We start from the raw sequence: 12,837 nt of genomic DNA on the forward strand, positions 1-12,837 counted from the left end.
CTTGGATCCCCTTTCTGAAGTTCTGTCGCTGCTCAAAACCCGCAGCTACATCTCATCCGGGTTCAGCGCCGCAGGCGACTGGTCTCTTCACTTTGCGCTGCGCGATGACATCATCAAATGCTACGCCGTCGAGGCTGGTGCATGTTGGCTTGCTGTGGAAGGCATCGAGGAGCCGATCAGGCTCGAGGCGGGAGATTGTTTTGTGCTGGCGAGCGGCCGGCCCTTCCGACTGGCAAGCGATCTGGCATTGCAGCCGCTTGATTCCAAGACAGCTTTCCCTCCCGCGGAACCCGGCGGTACGGTGACCGTCAACGGCGGCGGCGACCTGCTTCTTGTCGGCAGCCGGTTCACGGTTGCCGGACGCCACGCTGGGGCACTTCTCAAGATGATGCCGCCCATCGTTCACATCCGAAAAGAGGTGGATCAGGTGGCGCTGCGCTGGTCGGTGGCAAGGATGCGCGAAGAACTTCGCGAGGGTAGGCCAGGCGGAGCGCTGATCGCCCAGCATCTGGCCCATATGATGCTGGTACAGGCGCTGCGCTTGCACCTGGATGAGGGAGGCCATGAAGCCGGCTGGTTCGCTGCACTGAAGGACGCCCGCCTGAGCAAGGCACTTTCGGCCATCCATTCCGATCCGGCACGACGCTGGACCTTGCGGGATCTTGCCGGGCAGGCCGGAATGTCCAGGTCCGTCTTCGCGCAGCGGTTCCGGGAAACGGCCGGCGAGACGCCGATGGACTACCTTACCCGCTGGAGAATGCTGCTTGCAGGCGAGCGGCTGGAAAGCACCGGTGAGCCCGTATCCGCGATCGCACCCAGCCTTGGTTATGAATCCGAAAGCGCCTTCACCAGCGCCTTCAAGCGCGTCATGGGATGCACCCCCAGAGAGTATCTCCACCGCCGGCACAAGCTGCTCTCACCTCGGCAGCTCAAAACCGATCCGGACGATCGCGACGATATTCGAGACGCAGCCGAATAGATCGTATCGGGAAGACTGTTTTATCGTGCCTACAGCAATGGAGGCAATGAATGATGTCTACCCCATTCCATGGAATGCCAGGACTACAGGATGCCCAGGATGAAGGAAGGCGACGGGCGCTGCCGGCGATCCTTCTCGCAATATTGAGCTTGCTCTGTCACCTTCCAGCTGCCGCTCAGGATATCGACGGAGCTCGCCTGTTTCAGCAGCGCTGTGCGACCTGCCACAGTATGGAGGCCGGTCAGAACAAGGCGGGTCCGCACCTGTCGGGCTTGATCGGCCGGGCCGCCGGAACCGTCGAAGGCGCTACCTACTCGGACGCGATGCGTTCCTCCGGCATCACCTGGGACAGCCAATCCCTCGAGGCCTTTCTCACTGCGCCGGGCCGCATGGTCCGCGGCACACGGATGACGGTTGCCATCCCCAATGCAGGCCAGCGAGCGGCAATCATCCAATACCTCGAAGGCCAGCCGGCCAATTAAGATCAGGAGAAGCACCCATGACAGCGTTCACCATGAACGGGCGCGCAATCGATGTCGTCGCCGAACCCGATACACCGCTTCTTTGGGTGATCCGCGAACATCTGAAGCTCACCGGCACCAAATTCGGCTGCGGGATCGCACAATGCGGGGCCTGCACCGTCCATGTCGACGGCGAGCCTACCCGCTCCTGCCAGACCTTCCTGCAGGATGTCGCCGGCAGGGAAGTAACCACGATCGAGGGCCTGTCAGGGGATTCCAGCCATCCCTTGCAGAAGGCCTGGATCGCCGAGCAGGTGCCGCAATGCGGTTACTGCCAGTCCGGACAGATCATGCAGGCCGCCGCCCTTCTCGCGACCACGCCCAATCCGACCCGCGAACAGATCATCGACCACATGGATGGGAATATCTGCCGCTGCGGGACCTATGTTCGCATCATCAGCGCGATCCAGCGCGCAGCAAGTGAGGGCTGAACCATGACTCTGACTCAACGGCCTCAAAGCCGCGCGCTGTCGCGGCGCAGCTTCCTCGTCACGACCGGCAGCCTGGGCATTGCCGTCGCGTTTGGAAGTCTGCCCGACCTCACTTACGGCGCCACCCCGGCTACCGCCGCCGCGGGTGATTTCCGCCCCAATGCCTGGATCACGATTGCAGCGAACGGCACCGTCAGCATCATCGCGCCTGCCGTCGAAATGGGCCAGGGGATCATGACCACGCTGCCGCTGCTCGTCGCCGAGGAACTGGATGCCGATTGGAACCGTGTGCGGGTCGTGCAGGCTCCTTCCGATGCGGAAACCTACGGCAATCCCGGCTTCTACGGAATCCAGCTCACGGGCGGCAGCGAGTCGACGCGCGGCTATAACGGGCTGCTTCGCCTGGCCGGCGCCCAGACCCGCCTGATCCTCATGGCTGGCGCCGCTAGCCTGCTGAACGTGCCGGCGGGAGAACTCACGACCGAACCCCACAGAGTGGTGCACCCATCCTCGGATCGGGGGCTCGACTATGGCGAGATCGCTGCCAGGGTCGTGCTTCCGGATCCGCTGCCGCAGGCGACGGAGGCTGACCTCAAGCCCCGCGACAAGTGGCGCTATGTCGGAAGCCGGTCGATCCAGCGTGTCGACGTGCCCTCCAAGGTCAATGGTGCCGCCGTGTATGGCATCGACGTCCAGCTTGCGGACATGCTTTACGGGGCGGTTCTGCGGGCACCGGTTCAGGACGAGCGGCCGGAAACCATCGATGACGCCGCAGCACGGAACGTGCCGGGCGTCACGCATATCGTCCCATTGTCCTACGGTGTCGGCATCATCGGCGAGACGGTTGAAGCGACGAGACGTGCGAAAGACCTGCTCAACGTGACCTGGAGCACGACATCGCGGGTTCGCAACTACACGAGCCAGCGGCTGCTCGACGAATACCGCGCCGTCGGCCGCGACCTCGGGCAACAAGGTGTCGCCGCGCATACTGATGGTGACGCCGAGGCCGCGATCGCCGGCGCCGCGACGGTGATAGAAGTCGACTATATGAGCGACCACGTCGCCCATGCCACCATGGAGCCGATGAACGCCACCGCGCTCGTGACCGGCGACAGCATCGAGATCTGGGCGCCGACCCAGGGGCCGACGGGCACGCAGGGTTTCGCGGCGGCGGTCATCGGCACGACGCCCGACAAGGTAAAGGTCAACACGACCCTGCTCGGCGGCGGCTTCGGACGCAAGGCGGAAGCCGACTTCATCATCGATGCAGTGTCGCTCGCCAAGGCGGTGGAGGGGCGGCCTGTCAAGGTCATCTGGAGTCGCGAGGACGATATCCGCCACGACAAATTCCGGCCGCTCGAAACCCAGCACGTCAAGGTGGGGCTGGATGCGGAAGGGAACATCGTCGGCTGGCGTCACCGCATCGTGGCGGACTCGATCTTTGCACGAACCTTGCCTCCGGTTTTCGCGGAAGCGGGCGGTCACGACGACGTCGTGACCGAGGGTGCGAAGTTCAACTATTCCGTTCCGGCCCATCAGATAGAGTACCTGCGTCAGGACAACGGTCTCGCCATTGGATTTTGGTTCGCAGTGGGTGTCGGCTATACGAGGTTCGCGATCGAATGTGTTGTCGACGAGATCGCAGCTGCCAGAGGCATGGATCCTGTCGCGTTGCGGCTGGAGCTTCTGAGGGATCAGCCGCGGGCGCAAAAGGTTGTCGAGACCGTTGCCCGGATGGCGGAATGGGATCGAGCGCGCGACGGCCGCGGGCTTGGCATTGCCTACTCCGATGCCTTCGGCTCCCATTGCGCCCAGGTCGCCGAGGTCTCACTCAATCGCGAGACCGGCGAAATCCGGGTGCATAAGGTCTGGTGCGCCATCGATCCCGGCGTCGCGATCCAGCCGCTCCATATCGAGGCCATGATGATCGCCGGCATCACCGGCGGGACAGGCCACGCGCTGTTCGAGCAGATCAACGTCGTCGACGGCGAGGTGCAGGAAGCGAATTTCGACACCTACCGGGTCATCCGCATGTCAGAGGCGCCGGAAATCGAGGTCGCCGTCGTGCCGACGCCCGGAAGCCCCTTCGGTGGCATCGGCCAGGCGGGACTGCCGCCCACCGGCCCCGCGATCGCCAATGCCGTCGCCCGACTGACAGGCGGCGTCCGGCTGCGGCACTACCCATTCCTGCCCGATCGGGTGAAGGCGGCGCTCAACAGCTGAACTGGATGTCTCCAACAGACGCAGTCCCATCGGCGCTTTGGCATGACCAGAAACAGGGAAAGCAGATGACAGCGATGGCTCGGGCTTGACAGTCTCAATGCTTGCTTACGAAAGGAATCGAACCGACGGCCCGCTATTTGAAAAATGCGTATTTTACTGGCCTGGCCATTTAGCTTCAATCAAGCTGCTTTCGGCCTCGATGCGATCATCGCCGCCAGAGTCGATAATGGAGTGCCCGCTCTGGATCCAGTCCTTGCCGCTTCCCGAGCGGACATTGTTTTCAAAGCCGCCGAAAATCATGTTGTCGCCGTCACCTGCATCGATGGTGTTCTGCCCGAAAGCCTGGATCAAATCGTTCCCTGCCCCCGCAATGATCGTGTTATCAACATTTGCAGAGATCTTGTTGTTACCTCCACCGGCGTTGATTGAATTCCCTGTATTTGAGGAAATCACATCATCGCCAGCGCCGCTCCTGATCGTGTTTTCCGAGTTACTAAAAACGCTATCGTGGCCATCTCCCGTATCGATATCGTTGCTGGAATTCGCCCAGATCACGTCATTCCCCGCTCCGGACCGGACATTGTTGGAGGAATTCACCAGGATTTGGTCGTCACCCTTTCCGGTCTGAATCAGGCTATCTGAGCCTCCCCAGATCGTGTTGTTGCCATCGCCGGCATCAATCGTCGCCTTCGCGCCACTCTGGATGTGATCGTCCTGCTCGGTACTCTTGAATGTGCCCCCGCTGTTCAAAATGATTCTGGTAATGGCATCGAGGGCGGCCAGAGAAGATGCAGATCCATCGGAGATTCCGGGCGCTTGGGCGACAGGCAATGATGTCTCTGGTGCGCTCGTTTGCGCCATCGCTTTCAGAATTGTTAATGCCGCTGCATTCCCAACCGGAGTGATCGACGTCATGAAATAACCTTTCACCAAAAAATGTTCTGCAAGATTCAGAGGGCACTCAAGCTTGGCATCATGCCTCGCGCAAAAATCTATGGTTCGGATGGATGCAGCCTAAATTTTTACATGGTTAACGAGTGGATAAAGCTGCCGAACTTTAGTGATGAAGTCGCGCTCCTAAAAGTCATGCTTGAAATGTAAAAAGAATTGTCGCGAAGCTGTAAGCCAACTTCTTGTAACTATAGCTCGCTCTAGCTATAGGCGACTGTAGATTTAGGCGCCCGGGCTGATGCTATCGCCTATCGTACGCCGCTAACGCCAGTAGCGACGGTGGGTGTGCTCATAATTCATCTCTCCTGAAATCGGTTATCTGAATTCCTGTTGCTGCTGATGAGCGGGAGGCTTTGCTCTCGGAGCCGGAAAAGGGGTTCGGCTGGTCGAGCCAGGGAAGCTGAGTGGAAATGCCGGAGGTTATCGGACCGTCAGTGAAACTGATTGAGGCATCCAAGATCTTCACCTCTCCCTGCGGTGGCACAGGAACAGATTCAGCGCTCAGCGGATCTTGGCGGTCTCTGAATCGAATGATCTTGGGAAGAAAGCGTACATCAAGCGGCCGGGGCGCTTGATCGTGAGCGATTCTGGAAATCTGCTCAATTGCTGCCTTCGGATTCACTTCATCGAGCCCCCATGCCGTCACCGGCAGCATTGGTGGTCGCGAGGGGTTTCTGAAGCGAGCCGGCTCCCAGAGTTTGATATTTTCTGAAACCGTAATCCAAAGCGCGTCAGCCCCGGTCCCTACCCGCAAAGCTTCACCGGCGAACTTCGCATCAAGCCAACCCCTCGAACACGGGGGCAGCGGCCCTTCGCAGTTCAGGAAATACTTCGCGCCCCAGAGCACTGACGAAGTGAAGGCTCGACCATCCTGTTCCGCCTCGATTGTCAGTCGGAAGTACACGGGGGATGTTTGGTAGCCACGCGTAATCCACACCGCAATGAAGATGAGGAACGGGAGGGACCACAACAGGGCGACCTTCTTACGCGACAAAGCTAGGCCTTTCCGTACCATGGCCTGATAAAGACCCATCTATGGGGGGTCACCGAAGGACATACACATTTGCCGGCGCCAAAGGCTTCACCAGCCGACTCAGACCTTCACTTCCAACCCTACACCTTTAGGGATACATGTCCGTCAGATGCACGCAAGTGAAAGCTTTATTACAGGCGCCACTACACGCAATTGAATCTGGGATATGTTAACAGGACTTAACGTGCCCAGATACCGCCGTAGGAGCTGTCGCATTTCGTGCCAAAGGTCCCGACATCCTTCCAGGTTTGTATTTATCGTGCGGAAACAATTAGAACAGCATCGCCGGACGGGGCTCTACATGAAGATGTTGGGGCTGATGCTAATTCTGTTGGCGTGCAGGTAGGCTCAGCGAAAAGAGCAACAGCGTCCCCGATGCTATAGACAGGAACGGGTTCGCAACCCTGCTAACTGGATTCGCCCAAACATCGAAAATGCTCTTCCCCACAAAAAAAAAGGATAAAATAAGAGGATAACCATCATGAAGAAACACAGCAGTACAAGCCCCACCATAGTCGCCTTGTGACCCAACGAGACCGCTCTCCGAAAAACTTGGGGATCATGCGTCGCCCCAGAGATTTACCGACATCTTGTCAATCAGCATAGTTGGGAAGCTATGGATGCCCAAGTGTCGCCCGAGCGTCGCAATGTACCGCTGGATTAGAAGATCATCTACAGAAGCCATTTTGATGCGGCGAGAACGCTAGCAGACGTCAAGAAGGCAACGATTGGCACGAGGTCTTCGCTCACCTTGATCGTCAGCCCGGAGAAGGAAATCGTCCCCGTCACCTGGTCGAAGAACGCCAGTATGGTTGTTAAGACGAATGACGACTCGCCGCTCTGCTGACACGATTTGATATCTCAAAGCGTTGTGCGGCTATGCCATCGAGGAACTTCCCTTGGTATAACCTAGTTCCAAAATCGCGGACAAGGAAAGATTTAAATGTCAGGGCAGCGCGATCCAACAGGCTGTACCGCTTTGGCCACTCACCCTCGAGATCGCTTTTCATGTTACCCCAGACAAAATTTGCTACAAGCGTCGATATCTCATGTGTCTCGCCTCCAGGCCTTACGTCTCCGACGCAGCGATAAAAACAATAGCAAAACCCAGCAAGACATCCCGAATTGGCTGATATTGAAGATACCCGCTACTCGGCGCAAGTGGTGCGCGGCACCAAACGAGCGCTAATTCTTGGGATAACAAGAACACCTACCTCCGCGCGGTATCAGAAAGAAGGCAAAACCAATTTTTTAAGCCAAACGGCCAGCGCGCTGGTGCGGGCGATGGTAGCGCGAAGCGCAAATCCTTCTGGAAAAGCAAAAGGTCGGCGCGTTTTCTTCGCCCCGACCTTCTCACGTCGCTCGACCTCACCAGTGCCAGTACATCCGTGGTCACCGTTGGCAAAGCATGTCTAGAATGTAGAATCGCCTTTGGCAGCTACAAGGGCGCCAACGTTTACTTGTCCAGGTCCTGCGCCATCTTATAGTGGTGCTCGAGCGCCGGAAGGGTTTTCGCGGCCCACGCCTTCAGCTCGGCATTGTCACCACCTTCAGCGTAACGCTTGAACAGATCCACAGCATCTTCGTGGGCGTCCACTTGGTCGTCGAAATACTCTTCCTTGAACTCAGCGCCGGATAGTTTGGCGAGGCCGTCAACCTCTTCCTTGTGGTCCTCAGTCAGAGCTGTGACGGGAGTTCCCTTTACCTTGCCGCCGGAAAGCAGCGCCTTCAGCTCAGCGCTCGTCTTTTCGTGATCAGTAATCATTTGCTGCGCAAAGGCCTTCGTCGCCTCGTCACCTTTCTGCACCGCAAGCTTGCTAGACTCGATTTCGAACATGTCGCTGGCGGATACCTGCATGACGAAATCCTCTGTCGACGGCGCCCTGCCGATAAGCGAATTTGCACCGGTTTTTTCCGCGGTCGACTGCGCAAAGGCGGCGGTTGACGCTGCAAGAACGAAGGCTGTGGCGATGATGATCTTTTTCATTATGGTACTCCTATTGCGGCGGATGAACACGCGGACGACCGATAAGTTCCAAGCTTTTTCAAGTGCCGTATGAGCCGATGGGCATGCGGGTTGTCGGGTAATGAACGGCCAGCGCGCGTCTGGTGTGGACGACGGTGGTGATCGCGCTGGCCTGTGGTGACTTCGAATAAAAGGGCCGCACTCGTCTATGATCATCCGTCCGACAAGTCCCTGAAGGTGGGCACCCAGCATGGGTACCGTCCTGGGCATGGGGACGGCCCAGAGCTTCACAATGGGTATGGCAGGGCAGATGACGCCGGAACAAAAGCTTGAAGCCGCGGCGCGGAAGCACTTGGATGACACCGGACGCGCGAATTGCAAGATCACGCGCGGCTACCTCCTCCACAAGCCTGTGTATGAGTTCTGGTTTGAGTGCCCTGAGCCGACACCAGCTCAGAAAGCGTAGTATCGGAAGGAGCTTGCCCCCTCCGATTTGTTCGGGCGGCTGCCCCCCAAAGGAACGAACCGGTCGCTTAGCAGTTTGATAGGCTGTCGCGAGGGCGAACCCGTCCCCCGTCCCCTTAAGGTTTAAGCTTGTGCCCTACGAGCACCCTCGCGACGCCCTTCAATTCAAGGCTTGGATTTTCCAGTCGTCTTTGCCGGCGCGGGCGCATTGCAGCCCTTCGACATCATGGCCGACTGGATCGCCTGGACCTTGCCCTTAGATACCGATACCTGACCTTCCTTGTCGCCGCCAAAGGTGGACGACATCGGAACGCCGATGAGGAAGACGCCGAACGCATCACCAGTGGCAGCATCGTGTTGTTGCTTGGAAACCGCTGATAGCGTCGCCTGCTCCTTGATTAGTTCCTGAGCGAGTTGCTCGCAGGAATAGTTCGTGTATGCCGCCATCGGAATGTCAGTGGGAACGATCGCATCCGGCCGTTTGGCACACGCCGAAAGAGCCAGCGCGAGCGCCAGCGGTACAACAATATTTCTCAAGATTACCCCCTAATATGCCCGGGCAGAGATAATCATGATTCATCCTTAAGTGGAAGTGGCCCCTCAGTCCTTGCCTCCCGTCTCACCGACTCTATTTCGAGGTGATGTTCGACATCCCTCCTCCCACGGTTCCGCTTCGCGACGACAACCGCCCGATTCTGTGCCAGATGGCAATCGAGCTGTCACTTCAGGAGCTCGTCGATGCTGCGATGAAGGCCGGCTGGAACGAGACCGAGGTACTCGGCGCGGTTATCGAGGTCGCCGATAACCTAATGCTGGCCCATGGGGCGAATGCAGAGCTCGCTGCAATGCTGAAGGCGCTGAAGCGTGGCCTGGATTAGCGGCGGGAACCTTCCTCGATGCGTTTGGTTGGATGAGCCAAAAGGAGAGGAAAATGACCAGCCGAATAATCACTGCTTTGATGTTGAGCCTTGGGCTTGCTCTTCCCGCTGTAGCCCAGCAAGGCGGAACTTTTACGCCAGACACCACGAACACGCCTGGAACCAATTCAGGTGGGCCAGTGGGCTCGCAAGCGATCGAACGGCCGGAGAATGCGACAACTAACTCGGTCGGCAAAGCCGGACAGAATTGCCAGAAGATGGCGAATACGGTTTCGGGTGAGCGCCCAGCTACATCCAATCAGCAAGAACAGCAGCCGCAGCGAAAATGCTAGAACCTGTGGGGCGAAGTCCGGCAGTCGGTAAAGTTTGTCCGCATCGTCGGGATCGCGCAGCCCCTTGAACGAAGGATGCCGCAGCTTCCCATCATTCGTCCACGCTCGGTATTCGATCTCCGCGACATATGAAGGCCCGGTCATGACGAGGTTCTTGCCCGGGACGCGATCGACCGGCACGCGCGTCTTGACCTTGTCGAGTTGCTTCTTCAGTGCTCTCGCCTGATCATGCTTGAAGCAGGTCCCGACGGTGCCGACGTATTTGTAGCCATCTCGGTGCCGAGCCGCGAGGAGAAGACTGGCGATAGCACCAGGTAAAGCCGTCGATGGCTCATAGCCGATGATCACAAAGCTGTCGCTCTAAACGCATTTGATCTTCAGCCAATCGCCAGTGCGACCGGAACGATGTGGCCAGTCTAGATGCTTGGCCATGATGCCTTCCAGCCCAAGCCGGCAGGCGTGCTCCAGCAGGGCATCCGGATCCTCTTCGAACTCTTCCGAAAGTCGGATCGCGCCCTCCTCTCGCGGAATGACATCTTCCAGGAGATGCCGGCGCACCCGGTATTCCGTGTTCCGTAGATCGTGTCCATCGAGGTAAAGCAGATCGAAGGCATCGAGGAGCGAGTTTCGCGAAGGAAGCTTGCCGCCTTGCTTTCCACTGGCGCCAAGTGAGTTCTGCAACAGGCCGAAGTCAGACCGCCCCTGCTCGTCGAGCACGACAGCCTCCCCGTCAAGGACCATAGTCATCGGCATGAAAGTCCTTGGTGGTTTCAATTATGGTCAATTGCACGGTATCCTCCACTCCATGATCTGCCGCCGCTGTAGAGACACTTGCTAGGTATGTGTGGAGCATCCCGATCGGCCATGGACCGGGACGCATGGATGCGGGCTTGCTTCCCATGGAGGAAGCTCCCGACGCGGCTGCGCCCCTTTTAGCAAGCACGGTCAACATCTCGCTGTCGCCAAGAGCCAGAGACGCCATAGAAGATTTCTGTCTCGACCAAAATCCTCCGGCGAAGCCAGAGACTGTCATTGAATGGATCGTCGAAGATTGGCTCGAAAGGGAGGGTTACTTTCACTGATGAACGGTAGTGGTAGACCGGCGTCGCCGGGCGTGCTGGGTACCTGAGGTGGATTGTCTCAGTCCCACAGTCTTCTGATCGTGAGCCAGGCATTAGGCCTGCGTCCAGACGAGTGAACCGCAGACGCCGGCGACAGTGTCGTCGATACCTTTCTGGTTTGCCGGCGTAGCACCCCGAACGCCGATCGATGACGATCCGTTAATGGCTCTAGCCGTGAGGAACAGTTTGTCTATGGATGCGCCGACCCTGTTGCAGTGAGGTACGGCCGCCGCGCTCAAAGTACACAGGCGACGCTCAGGCGGATACTATCAACTTCATTGGTGACGACATAGATTGCTTTGCCGGTCTTGCGGCAACTTGTGGTTGGTCCGCCGCCCGTCTAGAAGGTCGTTGCTTTGTTTGGGACTCGTGCATGGTGTCGATGCGGGCGGCGAGGTGTCGCACGTCGTCGCGGATGCCGGACACGGCACCAAGGATTTGGTCTTTTCGTCTTCCCGCAGGATCACAAGGAGCAGTTCAACCGGGTGCTGGCTGATTGCGAGCTGAAATTCGACCGCCAGGGCAACCGTCGTTCGGCCTACAGCCTTCGCCACACCTATAGCTGCCTGCGCCTGCTGGAAGGCGCGGATATCTACCAGATCGCCAAGAACTGCCGGACGAGCGTCGAAATGATCGAGAAGCACTACGCCGTGCATCTCAAGAACACACTGGGTGCCAAGGCCATCAACGTGCGGCGAGTGAAGAAGGTGGCCAAGTAAGCCCGCTCACTTGTGGAGTGAATGGGTTTGACAGTTATTCTTGATCTTTACCCTTGGCATGCAGGGCCGCCAAGTCTTCCTTTAGGCGTACCGCCATGTCCATCCTTTCATGCAGGATGCTCATGACACCAAGGTCGCCGTTCCCAAGTTCACGGAAGAAGACGTAGTGATGCTCGTAGCGGCTGAAATACGCCATGAGCTTCACATCGGCGGGAACCGCCAGCCTTTGCGGGAGCCGTCGCCAGATAAGACGGTTGTCGCACAGGCGCTGCAAGTGAGCATGCAGGCCCCGGATATAGGTATCGGCCTGCGCCTCGCCCCATTCGGCCAAAGTGTCGCGCCAGATCCTGTCCTGTGCGGCGTCGGCACGCGGATAAAAGCGATATCCGGCCATGCTCAGCGGCGCTTGTTGCGGCGGATTACATCGTCGGCGGTAACGGCGATGAATTCGCTGTCATCGGCGCGCATGGCGGGTGCGAGTTCCCGCTGGAGCGCCTCCCACGCCTCATCACGGGTCTGTAAATCGCGGCGGATCAACGCGCGGATGTATTCGCTGGCATTCTCATAGAGGCCATCGTCGCCGATCTGTTGCTGGATGTGGTTTTGCAGCGCGCCGCTGACCTTAACGTGAATGCTGCCTGACGGCATGGGCCTATCCTTTCGTCTCTCTTCAATTATGGGAAGCGTGATAAATATTGTCAATATTCATCACACAGTAAGGCCGCGACCCCAGAGCCGTGAGTTACAGAATCCCGTTCTATAGCTCACAGCCGACCCAAGCTTCCGCCACACGACCTTTTAATCGATCAACGCAAGCGTGTATCAACGCTTACAGCGCACCTACGCATCACCCAACGCGTACGCAAGAGCTATGGGCGATGCGCTGCGCGGTTTTCTGGCCGGCCGCACGGCGTCCGGAGAAAACCGGCAGGTGCGCCAGGGGAAACCCCTGGTGTTGGTTTCCACGCAGAACTGATGGAGTGGATGCCCCCTCCCGATGGCATCGCGATGTGCCAAAGTGATGTTTGCAACAACGTCACTCAGAGGAGAGAGCATCCATGAAGGAAGTTAGCATTGTAGGCCTTGACCTTGCAAAGCGGGTATTCCAGCTCCATGCTGCCAGCGCCGATGGCGGTTTGGTATTTCGTAGGAAGCTATCTCGCGTTCATGTCTTGGCTTTCTTCTCGGAATTGCCGAGGTGTGTCGTTGCGATGGAAG

15 protein-coding genes and 1 pseudogene are annotated in these 12,837 nt (G+C 58.3%); 8 read left to right on the forward strand and 8 right to left on the reverse strand.

Translation table 11 applies throughout. The annotated features are described in order from the left end of the window. Position 1 precedes the first annotated feature (1 nt). From C5L12_RS07010 to C5L12_RS07025, 4 genes are read left to right on the forward strand one after another with little or no spacing between them, the layout of a single operon-like run. Positions 2 to 979 (forward strand): AraC family transcriptional regulator, encoded by a 978-nt coding sequence (locus tag C5L12_RS07010; RefSeq protein ID WP_105371291.1) that lies wholly within the window; start codon positions 2 to 4, stop codon positions 977 to 979. Positions 980 to 1,029: 50 nt separating this feature from the next. Further along, the gene (locus tag C5L12_RS07015; RefSeq protein WP_245422789.1) at positions 1,030 to 1,461 is read left to right on the forward strand and encodes a c-type cytochrome; all 432 of its coding nucleotides are present in this window, start codon (positions 1,030 to 1,032) and stop codon (positions 1,459 to 1,461) included. A gap of 17 nt (positions 1,462 to 1,478) precedes the next feature. Next, positions 1,479 to 1,931: a (2Fe-2S)-binding protein gene (locus C5L12_RS07020; RefSeq protein ID WP_105371293.1), complete on the forward strand. Its 453-nt coding sequence runs from the start codon at positions 1,479 to 1,481 to the stop codon at positions 1,929 to 1,931. A 3-nt stretch (positions 1,932 to 1,934) separates the two neighbouring features. After that, complete coding sequence (locus C5L12_RS07025) at positions 1,935 to 4,154, forward strand: xanthine dehydrogenase family protein molybdopterin-binding subunit (RefSeq protein WP_105371294.1); 2,220 nt, start codon at positions 1,935 to 1,937, stop codon at positions 4,152 to 4,154. A gap of 153 nt (positions 4,155 to 4,307) precedes the next feature. Here C5L12_RS07025 and C5L12_RS07030 read toward each other — a convergent pair whose 3' ends face one another. Together C5L12_RS07030 and C5L12_RS07035 are read right to left on the reverse strand one after the other, a co-directional pair. Then, positions 4,308 to 5,069 carry a hypothetical protein gene (locus C5L12_RS07030; RefSeq protein ID WP_132410120.1) on the reverse strand — a complete coding sequence of 254 codons (762 nt, stop codon included), beginning with the start codon at positions 5,067 to 5,069 and terminating at the stop codon, positions 4,308 to 4,310. A gap of 325 nt (positions 5,070 to 5,394) precedes the next feature. Further along, a complete protein-coding gene (locus tag C5L12_RS07035) occupies positions 5,395 to 6,138 on the reverse strand; it encodes a hypothetical protein (protein WP_105371296.1) in 744 nt (247 codons plus the stop codon). A gap of 1,125 nt (positions 6,139 to 7,263) precedes the next feature. Between C5L12_RS07035 and C5L12_RS28050 the strand changes: the two genes are divergently transcribed. Then, positions 7,264 to 7,554, forward strand: a complete 291-nt coding sequence (locus C5L12_RS28050; protein WP_157948999.1) for a hypothetical protein — start codon at positions 7,264 to 7,266, stop codon at positions 7,552 to 7,554. Positions 7,555 to 7,594: 40 nt separating this feature from the next. Here C5L12_RS28050 and C5L12_RS07040 read toward each other — a convergent pair whose 3' ends face one another. Further along, complete coding sequence (locus C5L12_RS07040; RefSeq protein WP_105371297.1) at positions 7,595 to 8,125, reverse strand: DUF4142 domain-containing protein; 531 nt, start codon at positions 8,123 to 8,125, stop codon at positions 7,595 to 7,597. 609 nt (positions 8,126 to 8,734) lie between these two features. Then, on the reverse strand, positions 8,735 to 9,106 hold the full coding sequence (locus C5L12_RS07050) for a hypothetical protein (protein ID WP_105371299.1): 372 nt from the start codon (positions 9,104 to 9,106) through the stop codon (positions 8,735 to 8,737). 104 nt (positions 9,107 to 9,210) lie between these two features. Between C5L12_RS07050 and C5L12_RS07055 the strand changes: the two genes are divergently transcribed. After that, positions 9,211 to 9,447 carry a hypothetical protein gene (locus C5L12_RS07055; RefSeq protein WP_105371300.1) on the forward strand — a complete coding sequence of 79 codons (237 nt, stop codon included), beginning with the start codon at positions 9,211 to 9,213 and terminating at the stop codon, positions 9,445 to 9,447. A gap of 167 nt (positions 9,448 to 9,614) precedes the next feature. On the opposite strand, the gene C5L12_RS28700 is transcribed toward C5L12_RS07055, so the two are convergent. Next, a complete protein-coding gene (locus tag C5L12_RS28700; protein ID WP_245422790.1) occupies positions 9,615 to 10,127 on the reverse strand; it encodes an ATP dependent DNA ligase in 513 nt (170 codons plus the stop codon). A 12-nt stretch (positions 10,128 to 10,139) separates the two neighbouring features. Beyond that, positions 10,140 to 10,526: an ATP-dependent DNA ligase gene (locus C5L12_RS28705; protein WP_245422791.1), complete on the reverse strand. Its 387-nt coding sequence runs from the start codon at positions 10,524 to 10,526 to the stop codon at positions 10,140 to 10,142. An 859-nt stretch (positions 10,527 to 11,385) separates the two neighbouring features. Between C5L12_RS28705 and C5L12_RS07070 the strand changes: the two genes are divergently transcribed. Beyond that, entirely contained in the window at positions 11,386 to 11,619 is a 234-nt protein-coding gene (locus C5L12_RS07070; protein ID WP_245422792.1) for a hypothetical protein, read from the forward strand. Positions 11,620 to 11,653: 34 nt separating this feature from the next. Here the strand turns inward: C5L12_RS07070 and C5L12_RS07075 are convergent, their stop codons facing one another. Together C5L12_RS07075 and C5L12_RS07080 are read right to left on the reverse strand one after the other, a co-directional pair. After that, on the reverse strand, positions 11,654 to 12,013 hold the full coding sequence (locus C5L12_RS07075) for a type II toxin-antitoxin system RelE/ParE family toxin (RefSeq protein ID WP_105371302.1): 360 nt from the start codon (positions 12,011 to 12,013) through the stop codon (positions 11,654 to 11,656). Between the two features lie 2 nt (positions 12,014 to 12,015). Next, positions 12,016 to 12,267: a ribbon-helix-helix domain-containing protein gene (locus C5L12_RS07080; RefSeq protein WP_105371303.1), complete on the reverse strand. Its 252-nt coding sequence runs from the start codon at positions 12,265 to 12,267 to the stop codon at positions 12,016 to 12,018. A gap of 410 nt (positions 12,268 to 12,677) precedes the next feature. On the opposite strand from C5L12_RS07080, the pseudogene C5L12_RS28710 reads away from it, so the two are divergent. Further along, positions 12,678 to 12,837 (forward strand): annotated as a pseudogene (locus C5L12_RS28710) (IS110 family transposase); the annotation flags it as partial.

This window comes from Neorhizobium huautlense, from assembly GCF_002968575.1.
Lineage (GTDB): Bacteria > Pseudomonadota > Alphaproteobacteria > Rhizobiales > Rhizobiaceae > Neorhizobium > Neorhizobium huautlense.

Excerpts from the sequence above, each read along its gene's own strand:
- C5L12_RS07015 (WP_245422789.1), top strand. The coding sequence starts at position 1,030 with ATGATGTCTACCCCATTCCATGGAATGCCAGGACTACAGGATGCCCAG.
- C5L12_RS07020 (WP_105371293.1), top strand. The coding sequence starts at position 1,479 with ATGACAGCGTTCACCATGAACGGGCGCGCAATCGATGTCGTCGCCGAA.
- C5L12_RS07025 (WP_105371294.1), top strand. The coding sequence starts at position 1,935 with ATGACTCTGACTCAACGGCCTCAAAGCCGCGCGCTGTCGCGGCGCAGC.
- C5L12_RS07030 (WP_132410120.1), bottom strand. The coding sequence starts at position 5,069 with ATGACGTCGATCACTCCGGTTGGGAATGCAGCGGCATTAACAATTCTG.
- C5L12_RS07035 (WP_105371296.1), bottom strand. The coding sequence starts at position 6,138 with ATGGGTCTTTATCAGGCCATGGTACGGAAAGGCCTAGCTTTGTCGCGT.
- C5L12_RS07040 (WP_105371297.1), bottom strand. The coding sequence starts at position 8,125 with ATGAAAAAGATCATCATCGCCACAGCCTTCGTTCTTGCAGCGTCAACC.
- C5L12_RS07055 (WP_105371300.1), top strand. The coding sequence starts at position 9,211 with ATGTTCGACATCCCTCCTCCCACGGTTCCGCTTCGCGACGACAACCGC.
- C5L12_RS28705 (WP_245422791.1), bottom strand. The coding sequence starts at position 10,526 with ATGACTATGGTCCTTGACGGGGAGGCTGTCGTGCTCGACGAGCAGGGG.
- C5L12_RS07075 (WP_105371302.1), bottom strand. The coding sequence starts at position 12,013 with ATGGCCGGATATCGCTTTTATCCGCGTGCCGACGCCGCACAGGACAGG.
- C5L12_RS07080 (WP_105371303.1), bottom strand. The coding sequence starts at position 12,267 with ATGCCGTCAGGCAGCATTCACGTTAAGGTCAGCGGCGCGCTGCAAAAC.